24 protein-coding genes and 1 pseudogene are annotated in these 23064 nt (G+C 56.4%); 15 read left to right on the forward strand and 10 right to left on the reverse strand.

Going from position 1 to position 23064, the window contains the following annotated elements:
* The first annotated feature begins 90 nt into the window (after positions 1–90).
* The 4 genes from aegA (at position 91) to maeB (ending at position 6545) form a co-directional block, all read left to right on the forward strand.
* The gene (gene aegA, locus H7R56_RS06965) at positions 91–2073 is read left to right on the forward strand and encodes a formate-dependent uric acid utilization protein AegA (RefSeq protein WP_106924155.1); all 1983 of its coding nucleotides are present in this window, start codon (positions 91–93) and stop codon (positions 2071–2073) included.
* 58 nt (positions 2074–2131) lie between these two features.
* The gene (gene nudK / locus H7R56_RS06970) at positions 2132–2707 is read left to right on the forward strand and encodes a GDP-mannose pyrophosphatase NudK (RefSeq protein ID WP_106924156.1); all 576 of its coding nucleotides are present in this window, start codon (positions 2132–2134) and stop codon (positions 2705–2707) included.
* A 105-nt stretch (positions 2708–2812) separates the two neighbouring features.
* Positions 2813–3862 carry a DUF1176 domain-containing protein gene (locus H7R56_RS06975; protein WP_106924157.1) on the forward strand — a complete coding sequence of 350 codons (1050 nt, stop codon included), beginning with the start codon at positions 2813–2815 and terminating at the stop codon, positions 3860–3862.
* A 403-nt stretch (positions 3863–4265) separates the two neighbouring features.
* Positions 4266–6545, forward strand: a complete 2280-nt coding sequence (maeB, locus tag H7R56_RS06980) for an NADP-dependent oxaloacetate-decarboxylating malate dehydrogenase (RefSeq protein WP_106924158.1) — start codon at positions 4266–4268, stop codon at positions 6543–6545.
* A gap of 35 nt (positions 6546–6580) precedes the next feature.
* Here the strand turns inward: maeB and hemF are convergent, their stop codons facing one another.
* Positions 6581–7480, reverse strand: coding sequence for an oxygen-dependent coproporphyrinogen oxidase (hemF, locus tag H7R56_RS06985; RefSeq protein WP_106924159.1), 900 nt, complete (start codon positions 7478–7480; stop codon positions 6581–6583).
* Complete coding sequence (amiA, locus tag H7R56_RS06990) at positions 7480–8349, reverse strand: N-acetylmuramoyl-L-alanine amidase AmiA (protein ID WP_106924160.1); 870 nt, start codon at positions 8347–8349, stop codon at positions 7480–7482. The genes hemF and amiA overlap by 1 nt, the downstream gene beginning before the upstream one ends.
* A 213-nt stretch (positions 8350–8562) precedes the next feature.
* Here amiA and H7R56_RS06995 point away from each other — a divergent pair, with 213 nt between their 5' ends.
* The 4 genes from H7R56_RS06995 (at position 8563) to H7R56_RS07010 (ending at position 11058) form a co-directional block, all read left to right on the forward strand.
* Positions 8563–8988, forward strand: a complete 426-nt coding sequence (locus H7R56_RS06995; protein WP_181357945.1) for a GNAT family acetyltransferase — start codon at positions 8563–8565, stop codon at positions 8986–8988.
* Positions 8975–9424 (forward strand): DUF2919 domain-containing protein, encoded by a 450-nt coding sequence (locus tag H7R56_RS07000; RefSeq protein WP_106924162.1) that lies wholly within the window; start codon positions 8975–8977, stop codon positions 9422–9424. Before H7R56_RS06995 ends, H7R56_RS07000 begins: the two co-directional genes overlap by 14 nt.
* A 61-nt stretch (positions 9425–9485) precedes the next feature.
* A complete protein-coding gene (locus H7R56_RS07005; protein WP_106924163.1) occupies positions 9486–10061 on the forward strand; it encodes an RpoE-regulated lipoprotein in 576 nt (191 codons plus the stop codon).
* Between the two features lie 97 nt (positions 10062–10158).
* Positions 10159–11058 carry a Dyp-type peroxidase gene (locus H7R56_RS07010; RefSeq protein WP_106924164.1) on the forward strand — a complete coding sequence of 300 codons (900 nt, stop codon included), beginning with the start codon at positions 10159–10161 and terminating at the stop codon, positions 11056–11058.
* 38 nt (positions 11059–11096) lie between these two features.
* On the opposite strand, the pseudogene H7R56_RS07015 reads toward H7R56_RS07010, so the two are convergent.
* Positions 11097–11348: pseudogene (locus H7R56_RS07015) on the reverse strand (Txe/YoeB family addiction module toxin); the annotation flags it as partial.
* Entirely contained in the window at positions 11345–11596 is a 252-nt protein-coding gene (gene yefM, locus H7R56_RS07020; protein ID WP_106924166.1) for a YoeB-YefM toxin-antitoxin system antitoxin YefM, read from the reverse strand. The gene yefM and the pseudogene H7R56_RS07015, both read right to left, overlap by 4 nt.
* Positions 11597–11842: 246 nt before the next feature.
* Between yefM and H7R56_RS07025 the strand changes: the two genes are divergently transcribed.
* The 5 genes from H7R56_RS07025 (at position 11843) to cysM (ending at position 16676) form a co-directional block, all read left to right on the forward strand.
* The gene (locus H7R56_RS07025; RefSeq protein ID WP_106924167.1) at positions 11843–12859 is read left to right on the forward strand and encodes a sulfate ABC transporter substrate-binding protein; all 1017 of its coding nucleotides are present in this window, start codon (positions 11843–11845) and stop codon (positions 12857–12859) included.
* Positions 12859–13692 carry a sulfate/thiosulfate ABC transporter permease CysT gene (gene cysT, locus H7R56_RS07030; RefSeq protein WP_035897290.1) on the forward strand — a complete coding sequence of 278 codons (834 nt, stop codon included), beginning with the start codon at positions 12859–12861 and terminating at the stop codon, positions 13690–13692. Before H7R56_RS07025 ends, cysT begins: the two co-directional genes overlap by 1 nt.
* Entirely contained in the window at positions 13692–14567 is an 876-nt protein-coding gene (cysW, locus tag H7R56_RS07035) for a sulfate/thiosulfate ABC transporter permease CysW (protein WP_106924168.1), read from the forward strand. The genes cysT and cysW overlap by 1 nt, the downstream gene beginning before the upstream one ends.
* Positions 14557–15651 carry a sulfate/thiosulfate ABC transporter ATP-binding protein CysA gene (cysA, locus tag H7R56_RS07040; RefSeq protein WP_106924169.1) on the forward strand — a complete coding sequence of 365 codons (1095 nt, stop codon included), beginning with the start codon at positions 14557–14559 and terminating at the stop codon, positions 15649–15651. The genes cysW and cysA overlap by 11 nt, the downstream gene beginning before the upstream one ends.
* Before the next feature lie 113 nt (positions 15652–15764).
* Positions 15765–16676: a cysteine synthase CysM gene (gene cysM, locus H7R56_RS07045; protein ID WP_106924171.1), complete on the forward strand. Its 912-nt coding sequence runs from the start codon at positions 15765–15767 to the stop codon at positions 16674–16676.
* Here cysM and H7R56_RS07050 read toward each other — a convergent pair.
* From H7R56_RS07050 to ptsJ, 3 genes are read right to left on the reverse strand one after another with little or no spacing between them, the layout of a single operon-like run.
* Entirely contained in the window at positions 16673–17074 is a 402-nt protein-coding gene (locus tag H7R56_RS07050; RefSeq protein WP_106924172.1) for a YybH family protein, read from the reverse strand. The two genes, cysM and H7R56_RS07050, sit on opposite strands and share 4 nt — an antisense overlap.
* 28 nt (positions 17075–17102) lie before the next feature.
* Positions 17103–17807, reverse strand: coding sequence for a type 1 glutamine amidotransferase (locus tag H7R56_RS07055; RefSeq protein WP_106924173.1), 705 nt, complete (start codon positions 17805–17807; stop codon positions 17103–17105).
* Positions 17808–17811: 4 nt separating this feature from the next.
* On the reverse strand, positions 17812–19116 hold the full coding sequence (gene ptsJ, locus H7R56_RS07060; RefSeq protein WP_106924174.1) for a MocR-like B6 salvage transcription factor PtsJ: 1305 nt from the start codon (positions 19114–19116) through the stop codon (positions 17812–17814).
* A gap of 85 nt (positions 19117–19201) precedes the next feature.
* Here ptsJ and pdxK point away from each other — a divergent pair, with 85 nt between their 5' ends.
* Together pdxK and H7R56_RS07070 are read left to right on the forward strand one after the other, a co-directional pair.
* The gene (gene pdxK, locus H7R56_RS07065) at positions 19202–20065 is read left to right on the forward strand and encodes a pyridoxine/pyridoxal/pyridoxamine kinase (RefSeq protein ID WP_106924175.1); all 864 of its coding nucleotides are present in this window, start codon (positions 19202–19204) and stop codon (positions 20063–20065) included.
* Positions 20065–20304, forward strand: a complete 240-nt coding sequence (locus H7R56_RS07070; protein ID WP_106924176.1) for a cytoplasmic protein — start codon at positions 20065–20067, stop codon at positions 20302–20304. The genes pdxK and H7R56_RS07070 overlap by 1 nt, the downstream gene beginning before the upstream one ends.
* 95 nt (positions 20305–20399) lie before the next feature.
* Here the strand turns inward: H7R56_RS07070 and crr are convergent, their stop codons facing one another.
* The 3 genes from crr to ptsH are packed head-to-tail and all read right to left on the reverse strand — an operon-like array spanning position 20400 to position 22980.
* Positions 20400–20909, reverse strand: a complete 510-nt coding sequence (crr, locus tag H7R56_RS07075; RefSeq protein WP_052282364.1) for a PTS glucose transporter subunit IIA — start codon at positions 20907–20909, stop codon at positions 20400–20402.
* A 40-nt stretch (positions 20910–20949) separates the two neighbouring features.
* Complete coding sequence (ptsI, locus tag H7R56_RS07080; protein WP_106924177.1) at positions 20950–22677, reverse strand: phosphoenolpyruvate-protein phosphotransferase PtsI; 1728 nt, start codon at positions 22675–22677, stop codon at positions 20950–20952.
* Positions 22678–22722: 45 nt separating this feature from the next.
* On the reverse strand, positions 22723–22980 hold the full coding sequence (gene ptsH / locus H7R56_RS07085; RefSeq protein WP_002913505.1) for a phosphocarrier protein Hpr: 258 nt from the start codon (positions 22978–22980) through the stop codon (positions 22723–22725).
* Positions 22981–23064: the final 84 nt, after the last annotated feature.

A 23064-nucleotide genomic window follows, 5' to 3' on the forward strand; every position in this document is an offset into this window, starting at 1 on the left:
TGGACAAATGGACATTGCCTGTACGGTAGCTCCTCGGCTAATAAATAGGGCTTATAAATATAAGGTTTTATAACCATAGGCTGAGAGAGTATGAACCGTTTTATTCGGGTGGATAGCCAAAAATGTATTGGATGTAGAGCATGTGAAGTGGCCTGTGTGATGTCGCATAACGATGAGCAACATGTGCTCGACGTCGCGCAGTTTTTGCCGCGCATCACGGTCGTCAAAATGAATCAACAACGTGGCGCTGCGACCTGCCATCATTGTGAGGACGCCCCCTGCGCCCGCAGCTGCCCGAATGGCGCCATTCGTCAGGTCGATGACGCCATCCAGGTCGATCAGGCAAAGTGTATTGGCTGTAAATCCTGCGCCGTCGCCTGCCCGTTTGGCACCATGCAGATAGTCCTGGCGCCCGCAGCCGATGGCCGTGTCAAAGCCACCGCGCACAAATGTGACCTTTGTCAGACACGTCCGGGTGGACCGGCCTGCGTGGAAAACTGTCCGGCAGACGCGCTGCAGCTGATGACCAGCCAGCAGTTAACTGAGATTGCCCGCACCCGTCGTCTGCAGACGGCCTGTCGCGAAGCGCAGCCGTGGCATGGCGATACCCGGGCCGTAGCGCCAATCGCGCAGCGCAGCAAGGTGCAGCAGATGGCGCAAACGCCCGCGCGCGGCGAAGCTGATAAACTCAACCTGGCGGAACGTAAAACCGGTTTTGGCGAAATCTATTTGCCGCTGCGTGAAGATCAGGCTCAGCAGGCCTCCTCGCGCTGCCTGAGCTGCGGCGAGCACAGCGTCTGCGAATGGACCTGCCCGCTGCACAACCATATTCCACAGTGGATTGCGCGGGTGAACGCTGGCGATATCGATGCGGCGGTGGAGCTGTCGCATCAGACCAACCCGCTGCCGGAGATTACCGGCCGCGTTTGCCCGCAGGACCGACTCTGCGAGGGGGCTTGTACTATCCGTGACGAACACGGTGCAGTGACCATCGGTAATATTGAACGCTATATCTCCGATCGCGCGCTGGCCAAAGGCTGGCGGCCGGATCTCGGCAATGTTGTCAGCAGCGGCAAGCGGGTGGCGATTATCGGTGCCGGGCCTGCGGGGCTGGCGTGTGCCGATATTCTGGTGCGCCAGGGCGTTGAGCCGGTGGTATTCGATCGTCATCCGGAAATCGGCGGCCTGCTGACTTTTGGCATTCCGGCGTTCAAGCTGGATAAATCGCTGATGGCCCGCCGCCGTGAAATTTTCACCGAGATGGGCATCCGCTTTGAGCTGAACTGCGAGATTGGCGCAGACATCACGCTGGACACGCTGCTGAATGACTACGACGCAGTGTTCGTCGGCGTGGGGACCTATCGTTCCATGAAGGCCAACTTGCCGAATGAGGACGCGCCCGGCGTGTATGACGCGCTGCCGTTCCTGATTGCCAACACCAAGCAGGTGATGGGGCTCGGCGAGTTACCTGATGAACCGTATATCAACACCCAGGGGCTGAACGTGGTCGTGCTCGGCGGCGGTGATACGGCGATGGACTGCGTGCGTACCGCACTGCGTCACGGGGCAGAAAAAGTGACCTGCGCCTATCGTCGCGATGAAGCCAACATGCCGGGTTCGAAAAAAGAGGTCAAAAACGCTAAGGAAGAGGGGGCCGAGTTTGAATTCAACGTCCAGCCCGTGACCCTTGAACTGGATACCAGCGGCCGCGTGTGCGGCGTGCGCTTCCTGCGGACTCAGCTCGGCGAACCGGACGGCCAGGGGCGTCGCCGCCCGACACCCATTCCCGGCAGCGAGTTTGTGATGCCTGCCGATGCGGTGATCATGGCGTTTGGTTTCCATCCGCACAGCATGCCATGGCTGAACGCGCAGGGCGTTGAGGTGGACGACTGGGGACGCATTCGTGCGAACGTGCATTCGCGCTATCGCTATCAGACCTCGAACCCCAAAATTTTTGCCGGCGGCGATGCGGTGCGCGGGGCCGACCTGGTGGTGACGGCCATGGCGGAAGGGCGCCATGCGGCGCAGGGGATCCTCGACTGGCTGGGCGTAAAAGTGACTCGCGCGCATTGACGATACCCGGGCTTCACGGCGTAATATGGCGCGAAAGCGTTATCGCCGTGGAGCCCACATGTCCCTTAATATCAACGTCATCAAAGATCAAATCCTCTCTGACAACTACTTTGTCCTGCGCAATATTACCTACGATTTAACGCAGAAAAACGGTACGGTCGTGCGCCATAAGCGTGAAGTTTACGATCGCGGCAACGGTGCGACGGTGCTGCTGTACAACAGCCAAAAAAAGAGCGTGGTGCTGGTGCGCCAGTTCCGCGTGGCAACCTGGGTGAACGGCAATGCCGACGGTATGCTGATTGAAGCCTGCGCCGGGCTGCTCGACGACGACGATCCGGAAACCTGCATCCGCAAAGAGGCCATCGAAGAGACCGGCTACCAGGTGAGCCACGTACGTAAGGTCTTTCAACTGTATATGTCGCCGGGCGGCGTGACCGAAATCATCCATTTCTTTATCGCGCAATACGATGACCGCCTGCGCGATAACGCCGGCGGCGGGGTCGATGATGAAGATATTGACGTGCTGGAACTGCCGTTTTCCCAGGCGCTGGAAAAGGTGCGCAGCGGCGAAATTTGCGACGGTAAGACGGTGATTTTACTTCAGTATCTTCATGCATCCGGCCTGATGGCGTAATTTTGCCTGTAGCTCAATCCGATAAATCCGATTGAGGGTTGCCGCTTCGTCATCCAGGATAGCCCTGGTAAGTTGATGCTTTTTTCTTCTGGGGTTGTACCGTCCATGCGTTACCGCGTTTTCCTTTTTATCTTCTGCATCGGGTGGCTCCCGACGTCGTCGACGTGGGCGGCGCCGGCGCAGCAGCTTTTCTCCGATTGGTTAGTCACCTGCAATAATCAAAATTTCTGCGTGACCCGCAACGTAGGCCTGCACTATGGGCTGGTGATGACATTAAGCCGTAGCGCCGGGGCGCATACCGATGCGCAGCTGCGCATTGAGCTGGGCGGGCTGGTTAATCCGGTGGCGACCGTACCGGCGATTGAACCGCGGTTGCTGCTTGACGGTAAGCCGCTGAAGCTGAATGGTGAACGCTGGAAAGTTCAGCCGAAGCTGTTGACGACCGGCGATAGCGCCACGATCGATGCTTTCCTGCAGCTGATTCAGGATGCCCACGCGATGACCCTGGCGAGGGGCGTTCAGGTCATTTCATTGCAGGGGTTGAAGGCGGCACTGCTGTTTATCGACGCGCGCCAAAAACGGGTGGGCAATGAAACCGCGTGGGTAAGAAAAGGCGACGAGCCCCCGCTCAGCGTGCCGCCCGCGCCGGCGCTTAAGGCGGTGGCAAAAGTGAATGCCGCGCCGACGCCGTTGGGTCATGATGAGTACAACGACCTGCTGGATTTTGCCACCTGGCGGATGAACAACGTGCAGTGTTCACTCGACCCCCTGCGTCGTGAAGTGTGGGTAACGGCGCTGACCGATGATAAGGCGCTGATCATGACCAGCTGCGAGTCTGGCGCTTATAACACCTTCTACCGTGCCTGGCTGGTGTCGCGAAAAAAACCGTTTGTGACGACGCCGATTCGCCTGCGTCTGCCGTTCGTGCCTTCCGGCAGCGAAGGGCGTGATATTGAGCTGGTCAATCTCACGTACAACGAAAAAAGCCGCGAGCTGGTGACGCTTGAAAAAGGCCGCGGCCTTGCCGACTGCGGTGTACAAACGCGCTGGCGCTACGACGGCCAGCGTTTTCGCCTGGTGCGCTACGCCGCGCAGCCGCAGTGTGATAACTGGCAGGGGCCAGACGCCTGGGCAACACAGTGGGTTTCCGGCTAACATTTTTCCCTTCCTCTGCGCCGCCTGATGACGGCGCATTCCCCCTATATCCTCGTGCGTCTAGCCTATCAACGTAATGATTAATTTAGCTATTCAGGATGATGGCTGAACATTATCGCGGTGAGGCATGATGATGCCAGGAGATGGCCAGACGCTTTGCCCATAGCCATTAGGTTATGGCTGGCATAACAAAAAAGCATATCTGGAAATCATGATCTTACTATCGATACTTGATAACATGTCAGACATAAATAGATAACAAAGACAGGCGTGTTCGCAAGAGTATGGCGGCCTTCAAAGTTTACCGGGCGGCCACAGGCGATACTAGGCGCTTCCCTTCGGGAGTGCATCAGGACGTAATTGCGCTTCACCCTTTTAGTTCGATACGTGAAAGGAACCCTAAATGGACGACCAATTAAAACAAAGTGCCCTCGATTTCCATGAATTCCCCATTCCAGGTAAAATTCAGGTCTCTCCCACCAAGCCGTTAGCCACCCAACGCGACCTTGCGCTGGCCTATTCGCCGGGCGTTGCCGCACCGTGTCTTGAAATTGAAAAAGACCCGCTGGCGGCCTACAAATATACCGCGCGTGGCAACCTGGTGGCGGTGGTGTCAAACGGCACCGCGGTGCTCGGCCTCGGCAATATTGGCGCGCTGGCCGGTAAGCCGGTGATGGAAGGTAAGGGCGTTTTGTTCAAGAAGTTCGCCGGTATTGACGTTTTCGATATCGAAGTGGATGAGACTAATCCGGACAAATTTATCGACGTGGTGGCGGCGCTGGAGCCGACCTTTGGCGGCATCAACCTCGAAGACATTAAAGCGCCGGAATGCTTCTACATTGAGCAGCAGCTGCGCGAACGTATGAACATTCCGGTGTTCCACGACGACCAGCACGGCACGGCGATTATCAGTACCGCCGCTATTCTTAACGGCCTGCGCGTGGTGGAGAAAAATATCTCCGATGTTCGCATGGTGGTTTCCGGCGCTGGCGCCGCAGCGATTGCCTGTATGAACCTGCTGGTGGCGCTGGGGATGCAGAAACACAACATTGTGGTCTGCGACTCCAAAGGCGTTATCTACGAAGGCCGCGAGCCGAACATGGCGGAAACCAAGGCGGCTTATGCGGTGAAAGATAATGGCAAACGCTCGCTGGACGATGTGATTGCCGACGCGGATATCTTCCTTGGCTGCTCTGGCCCGAAAGTGCTGACCCAGGAGATGGTGAAGAAGATGGCCCGCGCGCCGATGATCCTTGCGCTGGCGAACCCGGAACCGGAAATACTGCCGCCGCTGGCCAAAGAAGTGCGCCCGGACGCCATCATCTGTACCGGCCGTTCCGACTACCCGAACCAGGTTAACAACGTCCTGTGCTTCCCGTTCATCTTCCGCGGCGCGCTGGACGTCGGCGCGACGGCCATCAACGAAGAGATGAAGCTGGCGGCCGTTCACGCTATCGCCGAGCTGGCCCATGCCGAGCAGAGCGAAGTGGTGGCTTCCGCCTACGGCGATCAGGATCTGAGCTTTGGCGCGGAATACATCATTCCTAAACCGTTCGATCCGCGCCTGATCGTGAAGATCGCCCCGGCCGTTGCTAAGGCGGCGATGGACTCTGGCGTCGCGACGCGCCCGATTGCTGATTTCGATGCCTACATCGAAAAACTGAGCGAGTTCGTCTATAAAACCAACCTGTTTATGAAGCCTATCTTCTCGCAGGCGCGCAAAGAGCCGAAGCGCATCGTGCTGGCGGAAGGGGAAGATACCCGCGTGCTGCACGCGACGCAGGAGCTGATCACTCTGGGGCTGGCAAAGCCGATTTTGATTGGCCGCCCGAGCGTGATTGAAATGCGTATTCAGAAGCTGGGGCTGCAAATTAAACCGGGCGTTGACTTTGAAATCGTCAATAACGAATCCGACCCGCGCTTTAAGGAGTACTGGCAGGAATACTACAGCCTGATGAAGCGCCGCGGCATCACTCAGGAACAGGCGCAGCGCGAGATGCGCAGTAACACCACGGCTATCGGCTCGATTATGGTACTGCGCGGGGAAGCCGACGGTATGATCTGCGGCACCATTGGTGACTACCATGAGCACTTCAGCACCGTGAAACCGCTGTTTGGCTACCGTGACGGCGTACATACCGCCGGAGCAATGAACGCGCTGCTGCTGCCGAGCGGCAACACCTTTATTGCCGATACCTACGTCAATAACGATCCTACGCCGGAGCAGATCGCTGAAATCGCTCTGATGGCGGCGGAAAGCGTGCGTCGTTTCGGTATTGAACCGCGCGTGGCGCTGCTGTCGCATTCCAACTTTGGCTCTTCCGATTGCCCGTCGGCCAGCAAAATGCGTGACGCGCTGGAGCTGGTGAAGGCGCGCGCGCCGGAGCTGATGATTGACGGCGAAATGCACGGCGATGCCGCGCTGGTCGAAAGCATCCGCAACGACCGTATGCCGGACAGCCCGCTGAAAGGCTCGGCGAATATACTGGTGATGCCGAATATGGAAGCCGCGCGTATCAGCTATAACCTGCTGCGAGTCTCCAGTTCGGAAGGGGTGACCGTTGGGCCGGTGCTGATGGGCGTGTCGAAGCCGGTGCACATCCTGACGCCGATCGCTTCCGTACGCCGTATCGTCAACATGGTGGCGTTGGCGGTGGTCGAAGCGCAGACCCAGCCGCTGTAAAATAAAAGGCCCCGGAATTCCGGGGCCTTTTCATCTTAGATCCAGTCTTTGACCTTAATAAACTCGCTCAGCGCCGCTTCCGGGCTGCCGTCTTCCGGCTGATAGTTATACTCCCAGCGCACCAGCGGCGGCATCGACATCAGAATGGACTCCGTGCGCCCGCCGGTCTGCAGGCCGAACAGCGTACCTCTGTCCCACACCAGATTGAACTCAACGTAGCGCCCGCGGCGGTAGAGCTGGAAATCGCGTTCGCGCTCGCCATAAGCCATCGCTTTGCGACGCTCGACGATGGGCAGGTAGGCGTCGGTAAAGCCGTTTCCTACCGCCTGCATAAAGGCGAAGCAGTGGGCAAAGTCTGGCGTATTCAGATCGTCAAAGAACAGGCCGCCAATGCCGCGCTGCTCTTGGCGGTGCTTAAGATAGAAGTAGTCGTCACACCACTTTTTATAACGCGGATAGACGTCATCGCCAAACGGCTGGCACAGGTCGCGCGCGACGGTGTGCCAGTGCACGGCGTCTTCATCAAAACCGTAGTAAGGGGTTAAATCGAAGCCGCCGCCGAACCACCACACTGGCTCAGCACCCGGTTTTTCGGCAATAAAGAAACGCACGTTGGCATGGCTTGTCGGCACATACGGATTACGCGGGTGAACGACCAGCGATACGCCCATGGCCTCGAAGCTGCGCCCGGCAAGCTCCGGGCGGTGCGCCGTTGCGGAGGCGGGCATCGCGTCGCCATGTACGTGGGAGAAATTGACGCCAGCCTGTTCAAAGACGGCGCCGTCGCGTAGCACCCGGCTACGGCCGCCGCCGCCGGCATCGCGCTGCCAGCTATCTTCGATAAATGCGCCGCCGTCGAGCTGTGCAAGCTGGCGGCATATCTCGTCCTGTAGCCCGAGCAGAAAGGCTTTAACCTGATCGACGTTAATGGTCATCAGCGTCGCTTCGCGTGGGCTTTCTGGTTATCGAACCAGTGGAAGTAGCTGATGATGCCCGAAGCGATAGCATCGGCGATTTTTTGTCGAAATGCCGTGGTGCCCAGCAGCTTCTCTTCGGCCGGGTTGGTAATAAAGGAGGTTTCGACCAGCACGGAGGGAATCGACGGCGACTTCAGAACCACAAATGCCGCCTGCTCGGTGCTGCGGCTGTGCAGCTTGTGCACTGGCTTAATTTTCTTCAGCACGTGCGAGCCGAGCGTCAGGCTGTTTTTGATGGTATCGGTTTGTACCAGATCGAACAGCACCTGCTGCAGAAGATGGTCTTTGTCTTTGGCCTTCTTGCCCGCCAGCTCATCAGCGGCGTTTTCACGGTCCGACAGATACTTTGCCATTGCGCTACTGGCCCCGCGGTTGGAGAGGGCGAAGACCGACGCGCCTGCGGCAGAGGGGTTAGTAAAACCATCTGCGTGAATTGACATAAACAAATCTGCGCCGTGCTTATGGGCGATTTCAACCCGATCGTACAGCGGAATAAAGGTATCGCCCGAGCGGGTCAGCCGAGCATCGATGCCGTTTTTCTGCAGAATAGCGCGAACGTTTTTGGCAATCGCCAGCACCACATGCTTTTCTTTCGAACCGTTATGGCCGATTGCGCCGGTATCAATACCGCCGTGGCCTGGATCCAGCATCACCAGCCGACGGCTTGATGTTTTTTTCGCCGGCTTACTGTGACCATTGCTGGTTTTTAAGGTGGTGTCTTTTGCTGCCGCGTGGGAAGCTATCCCTGACAGCGTGAGCGCAGCCAATCCGGCTTTCAGCACCTGGCGGCGCGAAGTCAGTATTTTTAATGGTTTAAAAGTGCTCATTCCGGCCTGAGTTGTAAAAACAAGAATCTATATGTTATATCGTATCGCGATCTTCGTTACGACAGTTCGTGATGAGAATTGTTTTACTTTTCATTTCAATACGTGTCTGTACCTTATTATGCCATTTTTTTCACTGTGCCGCGCCAGATATTGGCTAAATTGGCCGTTCACGCCATAATCACTGTTTTTGAACCTGAAAAGGCGGGCAATACCATGGAGATACGCGTTTTTCGCCAGTCGGACTTTGAAGAGGTCATCACTCTATGGGAGCGATGCGATCTGCTGCGACCATGGAACGATCCTGAGATGGATATCGAACGTAAGGTAAACCATGACGTCAGCCTGTTCCTGGTGGCGGAGGTCAACGGTGAAGTGGTCGGTACCATTATGGGCGGCTACGACGGTCATCGTGGTTCAGCTTATTATCTTGGCGTTCACCCGGAATACCGCGGCCGCGGTATTGCTAACGCGCTGCTCAATCGTCTTGAGAAAAAGCTCATTGCCCGCGGCTGCCCGAAAATTCACATTATGGTGCGTGAGGAAAACGACGTCGTGCTGGGCATGTACGAGCGTCTGGGCTATGAACATGCCGATGTGCAAAGCTTAGGAAAACGTCTGATCGAAGATGAAGAGTACTGATTTCTCGCCCGCCGACTACGATCCGCAGGGCCGCCTGCGACTGCCGTTTTTGTTCTGGTGCCTGCTGTTGTTACAGGCGCGGACGTGGGTGCTGTTCCTGATGGCCGGCGCCTCACGCGATCAGGGCGATGCCTTGCTCAATCTGTTCTATCCTGACCACTCGCTTTTCTGGATTGGCCTGCTGCCCGGCGTACCGGCCGTACTGGCGTTTCTGCTTAGCGGGCGGCGCCACGTCTACCCGCGGTTATGGCGATGTCTGCATCCGGCGTTAATCGTGTCGCAGATTATCCTGCTGCTGTGGCAGCCGTGGCTGTGGCTCAGCGGTGAGGCGCTGTCCGGCGTTGGGTTAAGCCTGTTTTTGCTGGATATCTATGCCCTATGGTGGCTGCTGAGCAATCGCCGTTTACGCGCCTGTTTTCGCGAGGTCACAGATTAAACGGCACTTTTTGCGTTTACTGGACTCCAACAGGCCTGACTTGAATTTATAGGAAGTATCAATGAAATCGCTGCGTTTATTCTTCTGTGCACTGCCGCTGGCGTTGACCGGCTGCTCAACGCTGTCGTCGGTTAACTGGTCGGCGGCCTATCCGTGGAACTGGTTTGGCTCTTCGGCCGGTATCACCGAGCAGGGCGTGGGCGGGATTAGCGGAACCACGGCGCTGAACGAACAGGCCATTAGCGACGCATTGGGCAGCAGCTATCGTATTCGAAGCGGCATGAAGGCGCACCAGGGCAATATTGTTCACTACTTTGAAGCGCTGCGCGGTGACAAGCTGGCGATGGTGATTAACGGCGATGGCGGCAGCGTCAGCCGGGTTGACGTCCTGGATGACAGCGTTGAAGCCGCCGACGGCGTGAAGGTCGGCGCAGCGTTTAACGCTATTTACGATAAAGCCTTCGGCAACTGTGCACCTGCAGTTGACGACGAGAGTAACGTGGTGGAATGTAAAGCAAAAGAGAGCCAGCACATTAGTTACCAGTTCTCCGGCACCTGGCAGGGGCCGCAGGGGCTAATGCCGCCGGACGATGCGTTGAAAAACTGGACGCTGTCAAAAATAATCTGGCGGCGCTAATTTTGTCGGCAAATTGACCCGCTGCGTCGAAAAGCGGGTACAATGTGTAAGGTTTTTCTATGCCACGATGTCGTGGCATTTTATTTCAGGAGGAGCGATGTCTCAGGTTCAGAGCGGCATTTTGCCGGAACATTGCCGCGCGGCGATTTGGATTGAAGCCAATGTTAAAGGGGACGTTAACGCCCTGCGTGCCGGCAGCAAAATTTTTGCCGAAAAGCTGGCGGCGTTTCAGGATAAATTCCCGGAAGCCCATTTAGGCGCGGTTGTCGCGTTTGGCCACAACACCTGGCGCGAGCTGAGCGGCGGCGTAGGTGCAGAAGAGCTGAAAGATTTCCCTCCGTACGGTAAAGGACTTGCACCCTCCACGCAGTTTGATGTGCTTATCCACATTCTGTCGCTGCGCCACGACGTGAACTTTTCCGTTGCTCAGGCTGCACTGGCGGCGTTCGGTGATTCCCTGGACGTGCAGGAAGAAGTGCACGGTTTCCGCTGGGTTGAAGAACGTGACCTGAGCGGTTTCGTTGATGGCACCGAGAACCCGGCGGGTGAAGAAACGCGCCGCGAAGTGGCCGTGATTAAAGACGGCGTTGATGCGGGCGGCAGCTACGTGTTCGTACAGCGCTGGGAGCACAACCTCAAGCAGCTTAACCGCATGAGCGTGCCGGATCAGGAAATGATGATTGGCCGTACCAAAGAAGCCAACGAAGAGATCGACGGCGACGATCGCCCGGAAACCTCTCACCTGACCCGCGTTGACCTGAAAGAAGACGGCAAAGGGCTGAAAATTGTGCGTCAGAGCCTGCCTTATGGTACGGCGAGCGGTACCCACGGCCTGTACTTCTGCGCGTACTGCGCGCGTCTGCATAACATTGAGCAGCAGCTGCTGAGCATGTTTGGCGACACCGACGGTAAGCGCGATGCGATGCTGCGCTTTACTAAGCCGGTGACCGGTGGGTATTACTTTGCGCCTTCGCTGGATAAGTTAGTGGCGTTGTAAGGTGCATTCTCTTCAGATGCCATAAAACGGGCCGTCTGATGGTGATACCGGCATGCCGCAACCAGTAGAGCATCGTTATCAAGTTTGTAGACAAGTCGATGCTCTAATGTGATCCGGCGGGACCAAAATCCCGCCAGATCAAATTTCAGCGGTTCTGGCTTACCTTTGCCGACAAAGGGCGTGCGTTTAATCTCCCTGATAAGCTCGTTTATCTTTTTTATCATGCTCTTATCCGTATCTTGCCAGTACAGATAATCGTCCCATGCCTGTGCTGACCAGATAAGTTTCACTCCATCAAATCCCTTTGGATACCTTTTCCAGTTTTTAGCTCCTCAATCGCATCCATGAGTCGTCCGGCATTTGCGGGTGATCGCATCAGATAAGCGGTTTCTTCCAGCGAACGGTATTCTTCGAGCGACATCAGCACGCATGCCTTACCGTTTTGTTGGGTGATGATAATAGGGGCGCGGTCTTCCGTCGCTTGCCGTAGCGTTGTGGATAGGTTTTGCCGGGCTTCGCTATCGCTGATTATTCTCATGGCACTCTCCTGATGATGTCACACATGTCCATTGTTTATGTATGGTTATTTGACCCTGGATTAACAGCCCGAACAAGCCGTTGATAATGCTTTTGCGAGTCGTTATCCAGATATTCCTGGCATGTTAAAAATCCTTATTCCCTTTTCAACTTCCAAATCACCAAACGGTATATAAAACCGTTACTCCTTTGGTCTCCGTTATAAATACACTGGTGCTCAGAGAGTCTCCAAACGATAGGGTGCGCAATGGCTATGACGTTACTGAAAAAAAGATACCTGGCGCTGGCCGCTTCAATGCTGCTGGTGGCACAAGCACAGGCGACGGAGCTGCTAAACAGCTCTTACGACGTCTCCCGTGAGCTGTTCGCCGCCCTGAATACGCCGTTTGAACAGCAGTGGGCGAAGGATAATGCGGGTGACAAGCTGACGATTAAGCAGTCACACGCCGGTTCTTCCAAGCAGGCGCTGGCTATTTTGCAGGGCTTAAAAGCAGACGTTGTAACTTATAACCAGGTGACCGATGTGCAGATTCTGCATGATAAAGGCAACCTGATTCCGGCGGACTGGCAGGCGCGTTTACCGAACAACAGCTCGCCGTTCTACTCGACCATGGCGTTCCTGGTCCGTAAGGGCAACCCGAAAAATGTTCATAGCTGGAACGACCTGGTGCGCCCGGACGTGAAGCTGATTTTCCCGAACCCGAAAACCTCCGGTAACGCGCGCTATACCTATCTGGCGGCGTGGGGCGCGGCGGATCAGGCTGACGGCGGCGATAAAGCCAAAACGCAGCAGTTTATGACCCAGTTCCTGAAAAATGTCGAAGTGTTTGATACCGGCGGCCGTGGCGCGACCACCACTTTCGTGGAGCGTGGTCTGGGCGACGTGCTGATCACCTTCGAATCGGAAGTGAACAACATCCGTAAGCAGTATGAAGATCAGGGCTTCGAAGTGGTGGTGCCGAAGGTCAACATTCTGGCGGAGTTCCCGGTCGCCTGGGTCGATAAAAACGTTAAGGCCAACGGTACCGAGAAGGCGGCGAAAGCCTACCTGAACTATCTGTATAGCCCGCAGGCGCAGACCATCATCACCGACTACTACTACCGCGTGAACAACCCGCAGGTGATGGACAAGCTGAAAGACAAATTCCCGCAGACCGAACTGTTCCGCGTGGAAGACAAATTTGGCGCTTGGCCTGAAGTGATGAAAACGCATTTCGCCAGCGGTGGTGAGTTAGACAAGCTGTTAGCGGCGGGGCGTAAGTAATGTTTGCTGTTTCTTCCAGACGCGTGCTGCCGGGCTTTACCCTGAGCCTTGGCACCAGTCTGCTGTTTGTTTGTTTAATTCTGCTGCTGCCGCTGAGCGCGCTGGTGATGCAACTGGCGCAGATGAGCTGGTCGCAGTACTGGGACGTGATTACCAACCCGCAGGTGGTGGCGGCCTACAAAGTGACGCTGCTGTCGGCGTTTGTGGCCTCGATTTTTAACGGCGTGTTCGGCCTGCTGATGGCGTGGGTGTTAACCCGCTACCGTTTTCCGGGCCGTACGCTGCTGGACGCGCTGATGGATCTGCCGTTTGCGCTGCCAACGGCGGTGGCGGGCCTGACGCTGGCGTCGCTGTTCTCGGTGAACGGCTTCTACGGCGAGTGGCTGGCGAAGTTTGATATCAAAGTGACCTACACCTGGCTCGGCATTGCGGTGGCGATGGCGTTTACCAGCATCCCGTTCGTGGTGCGTACCGTACAGCCGGTGCTGGAAGAGTTAGGCCCTGAATATGAAGAAGCGGCGGAAACGCTGGGCGCGACGCGCTGGCAGAGCTTCCGTAAAGTGGTGCTGCCGGAACTTTCCCCGGCGCTGGTGGCGGGCGTCGCGCTGTCGTTCACCCGCAGCCTTGGCGAGTTTGGCGCGGTAATTTTTATCGCCGGGAACATTGCCTGGAAGACGGAAGTGACCTCGCTGATGATCTTTATTCGCCTGCAGGAGTTTGATTATCCAGCGGCGAGCGCGATTGCGTCGGTTATCCTCGCGGCCTCTCTGCTGCTGCTGTTCTCCATCAATACCTTGCAAAGTCGCTTTGGTCGACGTGTGGTAGGTCACTAATGGCGGAAGTTACTCAATTGAAGCGCTATGACGCACCCCGCATCAACTGGGGTAAATGGTTTCTGATTGGTACCGGGATGCTGGTTTCGGCCTTTATCCTGCTGGTGCCGATGATCTATATCTTCGTCCAGGCGTTCAGCAAAGGGCTGATGCCGGTGCTGCAAAACCTGGCCGACCCGGACATGCTGCACGCCATCTGGCTGACGGTGATGATTGCGCTGATTACCGTGCCGGTAAACCTGGTGTTCGGCGTGCTGCTGGCATGGTTGGTGACGCGCTTTAACTTCCCGGGGCGCCAGCTGCTGTTGACGCTGCTGGATATCCCGTTTGCCGTCTCGCCGGTCGTCGCGGGTTTGGTTTATCTGCTGTTTTACGGTTCCAACGGCCCACTCGGCGGCTGGCTGGAAGCGCATAACCTGCAAATTATGTTTGCCTGGCCGGGCATGGTGCTGGTCACCATCTTTGTGACCTGCCCGTTCGTGGTTCGTGAATTGGTACCGGTAATGCTGAGCCAGGGCAGTCAGGAAGACGAAGCGGCGGTGTTGCTCGGTGCCTCCGGCTGGCAGATGTTTAAACGCGTTACGCTGCCAAATATTCGCTGGGCGTTGCTGTACGGTGTGGTGCTGACCAACGCTCGTGCTATCGGTGAGTTTGGCGCGGTGTCGGTGGTCTCCGGCTCGATTCGCGGCGAGACCCTGTCGTTACCGTTACAGATTGAACTGCTGGAGCAGGACTACAACACCGTCGGTTCTTTTACCGCCGCGGCGCTGCTGACCCTGATGGCGATTCTGACCTTATTTTTAAAGAGTGCGTTGCAGTGGCGTTTGCATAATCAGGAAAAACGCGCGCAACAGGAGGGAAATCATGAGCATTGAGATTGCCAATATTAAGAAGTCTTTTGGTCGCACCCAGGTGCTGAATGATATCTCTCTGGATATCCCTTCCGGCGAGATGGTCGCACTGCTGGGGCCGTCCGGTTCCGGGAAAACCACGCTGCTGCGCATTATTGCCGGGCTGGAGCACCAGACCAGCGGGCATATTCGCTTCCACGGCACCGACGTCAGCCGCCTGCACGCGCGCGATCGTAAAGTGGGGTTTGTATTCCAGCACTACGCGCTGTTCCGCCATATGACGGTGTTCGACAACATCGCCTTTGGCCTGACGGTGCTGCCGCGCCGCGAGCGTCCAAACGCCGCGACCATTAAAGCAAAAGTCACCAAACTGCTGGAGATGGTGCAGCTTGCTCATCTGGCAGACCGCTATCCGGCACAGCTTTCTGGCGGACAAAAACAGCGCGTAGCGCTGGCTCGTGCGCTGGCGGTGGAGCCACAGATTTTACTGCTCGACGAACCGTTCGGCGCGCTGGATGCGCAGGTACGTAAAGAGCTGCGTCGCTGGCTGCGTCAGCTGCATGAAGAGCTGAAATTCACCAGCGTCTTCGTCACCCACGATCAGGAAGAAGCGATGGAAGTCGCCAACCGCGTGGTGGTGATGAGCCAGGGTAATATCGAACAGGCCGATGAGCCGGATCAGGTTTGGCGCGAGCCCGCCACCCGCTTCGTGCTGGAGTTTATGGGCGAAGTGAACCGTCTGCAGGGGACCATTCGCGGCGGGCAGTTCCACGTTGGCGCGCACCGCTGGCCGCTGGGCTATACGCCGTCTTATCAGGGGCCGGTAGATCTGTTCCTGCGCCCGTGGGAAGTGGATGTGAGCCGCCGTACCAGCCTCGATTCCCCGCTGCCGGTTCAGGTACTGGAAGCCAGCCCGAAAGGTCACTACACCCAATTAGTTGTCCAGCCTCTGGGGTGGTATCACGAGCCGTTAACGGTGGTGATGCGCGGGGACGATGCGCCGCTGCGTGGCGATCGTCTGTTTGTGGGCTTGCAGAATGCACGCCTCTATCATGGTGACCAGCGTATTGAGTCCCATGAGACGCTTGCTCTGGCAGAAACGGCCTGATAGCTTAATCGCACGTGGTTTTGCCGGGTGGCGCTACGCTTACCCGGCCTACAAAACAATATTGACAGGCCCGGTAAGCGAAACGCAGCCGGGCTTTTTATTGGACAGCAGAAGTGAATACATTAGAACAAACGATCGGCAACACGCCGCTGGTCAAATTACAACGTCTGGGGCCGGATAACGGCAGTGAAATTTGGGTCAAACTGGAAGGCAACAATCCCGCCGGGTCGGTGAAGGATCGGGCCGCGCTGTCGATGATTGTCGAGGCGGAAAAGCGTGGCGAGATTAAGCCGGGCGACGTGTTGATTGAGGCAACGAGCGGCAACACCGGCATTGCGCTGGCAATGATCGCCGCGCTGAAAGGTTATCAGATGAAGCTGCTGATGCCGGACAATATGAGCCAGGAACGCCGTGCGGCGATGCGTGCCTACGGTGCTGAGCTGATTCTGGTCACCAAGGAGCAGGGCATGGAGGGGGCGCGTGATTTAGCGCTGGACATGGCCCAGCGAGGCGAAGGCAAGCTGTTAGATCAGTTCAACAACCCGGATAACCCGTACGCGCATTACACCACGACCGGTCCGGAAATCTGGCGGCAGACGGAAGGGCGTATCAGCCATTTTGTCTCCAGTATGGGCACCACCGGTACGATTACCGGCGTGTCACGTTTTTTACGTGAACAGGAAAAAGCGGTCACTATCGTTGGCCTGCAGCCGGAAGAGGGCAGCAGTATTCCCGGTATTCGTCGCTGGCCAGCGGAATATATGCCGGGGATTTTTAACGCCAGCCTGGTTGACCAGGTGTTGGATATTCACCAGAACGACGCGGAAAACACCATGCGCGCGCTGGCGGTGAAAGAAGGCGTGTTCTGCGGCGTGAGTTCCGGCGGCGCGGTGGCGGGCGCGATTCGCGTGGCCGAGCAAAACCCGGGTGCGGTAGTGGTAGCGATCATCTGCGATCGCGGCGATCGCTATCTGTCTACCGGGGTATTTGGTGAAGAACACTTCAGCCAGGGGGCGGGGATTTAAGTCACCGTGCTGTCCAGCAGGTCGGTGCCGTACGAGTTATCTACCGTACACAGCCAACGCCCTGCCTGCTGGCGAAATACGTAGGTCGCGCGGCGCGTGACCTGCGTTGTTTCACCGTTTTCCTGAGCAATATCCAGCCGGGTCTCCATGATCACCAGCGCGTTATCGCCACCTTCGATAATCTCCATTCTGCCCTGCGTCACCGTCAGTCGATGCTGAAAATAATCGGCGATGGCAATAAACGCTTTGCGAATGTTTTCTTTCCCGCTGACCATCATGCCGGGTTTCACCACCAGCGTGGCGTCCTCGGCGTAATATTCCATCAGCGTGGCGTAGTCTTCCTGCGAGATGGCGCGGTCGCAGGCTTCGATAACCGCTTTAAGCGATGACGCTGGCATGTCTTCTCCTTAACGCATTGGTGGTGGGTTACTGCGTCAACTTATCAAGAAATCCCCATAGCTTCTCATTCATTTCGCGATAGTCATAGGCGCGCATCTCATCGACGCTACGGATATACGGCTTACCTTTGGCTTCATCCAGCTCCTGTTGGGAGTGCTGAATCAATCCTTCAACCGCGTCGGCGGTAAACTCCATGTGGCACTGGAAGCCATACACCTTATCGGTATATTGCACTATCTGGCGCGGGCAGCCGGCGCTGGTGGCCAGAACGACCGTGCTATCGGTCAGCCCCGGCATGTCGTTGTGCCAATGGCCGACGGTGAGCGGCGAACCGAAATGGTTGAACAGCGGGTGTTGAAGCGCAGCCTCGGTGAGGGTTATCGGGTAGTGACCAATCTCTTTTTCCGGACTCTGGCCTACGGCCGCACCCAAGGCTTCGCCAATCAGCTGCGAACCGAGGCAAATGCCGACCACCGTGCGTCCGGCGTCAATGGCCTGACGAATGAGCTGCTGTTCGGCTTTGGAATCGAAGTAAGCGCATTCGGCGAGCGTTGTGCGCGGCGACTGAGGGCCGCCAAAGACGACAAGCATGTCAAAACCATCGGCGTTGGCGGGGACGCGCTCATGGTTATAGACGTGCGTCCAACTGATCTCATGGCCGCGCGACTCGGCCCACGGCAGGTAAGCGCCCGCAGATTCAAACGATTCGTGAATAACAAAATGGACTCGCACTGTTTTACTCCTGATAGAGGCTAAGCGCCTGATGAATATCGGCCGCTAGTCGGGTGATGTCGTTATCGCTAAGTGTAGAAATGGTAATACGCAGTCCATGCGCAGGGGCACTGACGCCAAACGCCTCGCCTTCACGCACCAGCCAGCCTGATTTTGCCAGCGAAAACGCCGCTGTCTGGCTGGCGGCGGGGAGCGGAAGCCACAGGTTCAGACCATCACCGGGGGGCGCATTTTCAATGCCACGGCTGCGTAGCGCCCGTGCCAGCTTTTGTTGTTGGCTGGCGTAAAACTGACGAGCCAGCGCCTGCTGTTGTGGGAACGCCTCATCCGTCAGGCAGGCGTAGACTAAATCTTGTAGCAGATGACTTACCCACTGGCTCCCGGCGTTGAGCCGCAGCCGCAGCTTCGCCGACGTGGCCGTATCGCTGGCAACAAAGGCCAGGCGCAGATCCGGACCCAGCGCTTTGGACATCGAGCGAATCACCGCCCAGTGTCGGGTATCCGACGTAAGCACGGGGTGCCAGTCGGCTGCCGAAAGAAGCGCAAAGTGGTCATCGACGATAACCAGCGCCTGCGGGTAGCGGCTGAGCACCTGGCGGATAGCGGCGGCTCGTGCCGCGCTGAGGCTGTAGCCGGTGGGGTTATGGGCGCGTGGTGTCAGGATCACTGCGCGAGCGCCGGCGGCGAGCGCACGTTCCAGGGCGTCCGCCTGCATCCCTTCGCTGTCGATGGTAACCGGGCTGGCGTGAAAACCGCTGTACCGTAGCATGCTGATGCTACTGAGGAAGCAGGGGTCTTCCACGGCGACGCTATCGCCGGGCAGCAGATGAGCGCTCAGCAGGCGTTCGATGGCATCGACGGCACCGTTGGTCAGATCTATTTCGCCCGCCGTGGGTATCGCCTCTTGCATCCAGCCCTGGGCCCAGTCATACAGCGCGGGTGATACCGGCGCATCGCCATACAGGCGCGGCGTTCGGCTAATGTGTGATAGATAACGACCCAAATCCGGTAATTTATCCGTTGCAGGATTGCCGCCGGAGAGATCGGTGAGCGGGGTATGCGGGTTGCCACCTTCCAGCGCTACCGGCGTTGGCGTGGCTTTAATCACCGTGCCGTTGCGGCCAAGGCTAAGCGCCAGCCCGGAGGTCACCAGTCTTTTATAGGCAGCGGCAACCGTATTGCGGTTAACGCCCAGACGCATCGCCAGGAAACGCACGGGCGGCAGCGTTTCCCCCTTCGCCAACTGTCCGCTGGTGATATGCTGGCGAATACTGTCAAAAATTTCACTGGCGCTTTTTCCGTCGATCATTATTGACCTATGACAAAATGAATTTTAGCATATGACGATAATAGTGAGGCGCCAGCCCGCTGTCCAGAGTCATAAGGAGAAGGAGATGGGGCAGGATAGTGAAATACAGTCGGTGCTGTTCCACGATACGCACCGTGCGCTGCAAACGGACATCGTGGCCGTGCAGTCTCTGGTGGTCTACGGCAGCGTCGGCAACAGTATTGCCGTCCCGGCGATCAAGGCCCACGGTCTGCGGGTGACCGCCGTGCCGACGGTGCTGTTTAGCAATACGCCGCACTACGACACGTTTTACGGCGGGATTATCCCCGGCGAGTGGTTCGGTGGGTACCTCCAGGCGCTGAATGAACGTGATGCCTTGCGCGAGCTGAAAGCGGTCACCACCGGCTATATGGGCAGCGCGGAGCAGATTGCACTGCTGGCGGAGTGGCTAAAAACGGTACAGATCACCCATCCGGATATCTGCATCCTGGTTGACCCGGTGATAGGCGACGTCGACAGCGGGGTCTACGTCAAAGCGGAAATTCCGCAAGCCTATCGCACTCATCTGCTGCCGCTGGCGCAGGGGTTAACGCCCAACGTATTCGAGCTGGAAATGCTGAGCGGTAAGCCTTGCGGCACGCTGGGCGAGGCGATAGCCGCCGCGCAGTCGCTGCTTTCTGACAGCCTGAAATGGGTAGTGATCACCAGCGCGCCGGCCCAGACGGCCGATAACATTACCGTAGTGGTGGTGACGGCGGAATCGACGGCGGTCATCGATCACCCACGTCTGGAAACGGACCTTAAGGGCACCGGCGATCTGTTCTGTGCGGAGCTTATCAGCGGCATAGTGCAGAAAAAATCGCTTTCTGATGCCGCACACGATGCCGCGCAGCGGGTTCTGGAAGTGATGCGCTGGACGCAAACGTGCGGCTGCGATGAGTTAATTCTGCCACCGGCAGGGGAGGCGTGATGAAGCGCTATCGTCTGGTTGTACGCCATAATGGTCGGCTGGTGGGGCATTTTGATACCAGCGGCAAGGATGCGCTGGAAGATGCTTGCGTGGCGCGGGCAGTATTCGGCGTTACCGGAGGGTATCAGTGCGAGCTGTGGGTGTCCGATTCCGAACGTCGGGTGCTGGAAAGCGGCCCGGATGGGATGAAAGTCCTGATGCACGAGCCTTGTTTTCGCCCGGTGACCTCGGCGCTGTAGGCTGCGGCTGGTGGCCAGATGGTGGCGTAAGCGCCCGCTCCGGCCTGCGGACAAAAAAATGGCGCCAATCGGCGCCATTTTTTATGCAGCAAGCATTACTTCTTGATGCGGATAACCGGGGTTTCACCAACGGTTACGCTGCCAGAAAGTTTGGTCAGCTCTTTGATCTCGTCCATGTTGGAGATAACAACCGGAGTCAGGGTAGACTTCGCTTTCTCTTCCAGCAGGGCCAGATCGAACTCAATCACAGTGTCGCCAACTTTAACGCGCTGGCCTTCTTCTGCGATACGTTTGAAACCTTCACCTTTCAGTTCAACGGTGTCGATACCGAAGTGAACGAACAGCTCGATGCCGCTATCGGATTCGATAGAGAAAGCGTGGTTGGTTTCAAAGATTTTACCAATGGTGCCGTCAACCGGCGCAACCATTTTGTTGCCGGTTGGTTTGATAGCAATGCCATCACCAACGATTTTCTCAGCAAACACTACGTCCGGCACGTCTTCGATGTTGACGATCTCGCCAGAGAGCGGTGCAATAATCTCAATTGTTCCTGTGTCTTTTTTGTCATCAGAAACCAGAGATTTCAATTTATCGAACAAACCCATGATCTTCTCCTAAGCAGTAATTTGGGCCGCGTCTCGTGGATTAGCAGATTGTTTTTTCTTCAATGAACTTGTTCACCAACGCCAGCAGTTCGTCTGTGGTCGGTTGAGCAAGCGCTTGCTCTGCTAATACCTTCGCATCTTCGAAGTTCGTGTTACGGATAATCTTCTTAATGCGCGGGATAGAAATGGCGCTCATAGAGAATTCGTCCAGACCCATCCCCAGCAACAGAAGTGTAGCACGTTCGTCGCCTGCAAGCTCACCACACATGCCAGTCCATTTGCCTTCAGCATGAGAAGCATCAATAACTTGCTTGATCAAAGTGAGGACAGACGGTGACATCGGCTGGTAAAGATGTGAAATCATATCATTACCACGGTCAACTGCCAGAGTATACTGCGTTAAATCATTGGTACCGATACTAAAGAAATCAACTTCTTTGGCTAAATGACGCGCAATGGTCGCTGCGGCTGGGGTTTCCACCATCACACCGATCTCAATGGATTCGTCAAATGCTTTACCTTCGCTACGCAGTTCCGCTTTGTAGATTTCAATCTCTTTCTTCAGTGCGCGCACTTCTTCAACAGAGATGATCATCGGGAACATAATACGCAGCTTACCGAAAGCAGAAGCACGCAGGATTGCGCGAACCTGGTCACGCAGGATCTCTTTACGATCCATTGCGATACGCACGGCACGCCAGCCCAGGAACGGGTTCTCTTCTTTCGGGAAGTTCATGTACGGCAGCTCTTTGTCGCCACCGATGTCCATGGTGCGGACGATGACCGCCTGAGAGCCACAGGCTTCAGCAACGGCTTTGTACGCGGCAAACTGCTCTTCTTCAGTCGGCAGCGCATCGCGGTCCATGAACAGGAATTCAGTGCGGTACAGGCCTACGCCTTCCGCGCCGTTACGCTCAGCACCGTCGATATCACGCACGGTACCGATGTTGGCGCAAACTTCAACCTGGTGGCCATCAAGGGTGATTGCCGGCAGATCTTTCAGTTTTGCCAGTTCGGCTTTCTCGGAGGCAACCTGTTCCTGTACAGCGCGAAGTTTTTCAATTTCTTCGTTTGTTGGGTTGACGTAAACCAGATTGTTTACGGCATCCAGAATCAGATAGTCGCCATTTTTCACCTGAGTGGTGACGCTGCCGGTACCCACGATTGCCGGCAGTTCCAGGGAACGTGCCATGATGGAGGTGTGGGAAGTACGGCCACCGACGTCAGTGATAAAGCCCAGCACCTTCTTCAGGTTCAGCTGTGCGGTTTCAGACGGCGTCAGGTCTGCGGCAACCAGGATAACTTCGTCCTGAATCGCGCTCAGGTCAATAATCGCCAGACCCAGGATGTTGCGCAGCAGGCGCTTACCGATGTCACGTACGTCAGCCGCACGTTCTTTCAGGTATTCATCATCCAGTTCTTCCAGGGCAGTCGCCTGACCTTCGATAACTTCATGCGCAGCTGCATCAGCCGTCATGTTCTTATCTTTAATCAGGGCTATGATTTCCTGCTCCAGCTCCTCATCTTCGAGCAGCATGATATGCCCTTCGAAGATGGCTTCTTTTTCTTCACCGAAAGTTTCGCCAGCTTTAGTTTTGATAGCTTCGAGCTGCGCGGACGCTTTAGAACGACCGCTCAGAAAACGCTCAACTTCCTGCTCAACCTTATCGGCAGAAATTTTCTTCCGGTCGATGACAATTTCATCTTCTTTCAGCAGCAATGCTTTACCGAAAGCGATACCCGGGGATGCTAAAATGCCTGAAATCATAACCCTACCTTACTTGTGACTGATATTTAAAAGAACTCGTTGAACTTACTCGAGTTCAGCCATCAGTTTAACCAGATGCTCAACTGCTTTCTGCTCGTCTTCACCTTCTGCGGACAGGGTAACAACGGTACCCTGAGTCAGGCCCAGAGTTTGCAGTTTGAACAGGCTTTTCGCGCTAGCGCTTTTGCCGTTGGAGGTCACAGTGATCTCAGAAGTGAAGCCTTTCGCTTCTTTAACAAACTGAGCAGCAGGGCGGGTATGCAGACCGTTCGGAGCGGTAATGGTAACTTCTTGCTGGAACATTATATTTCCCCAACTTATAGGTTTAGTGTTGTGGAACTAAAGTCTAGCCTGGTGGCTAGACTTTAGCCTGTATTACTCAATTCA

The organism is Klebsiella sp. WP3-W18-ESBL-02 (assembly GCF_014168815.1).
In the GTDB taxonomy this organism is placed as follows: domain Bacteria; phylum Pseudomonadota; class Gammaproteobacteria; order Enterobacterales; family Enterobacteriaceae; genus Kluyvera; species Kluyvera ascorbata_B.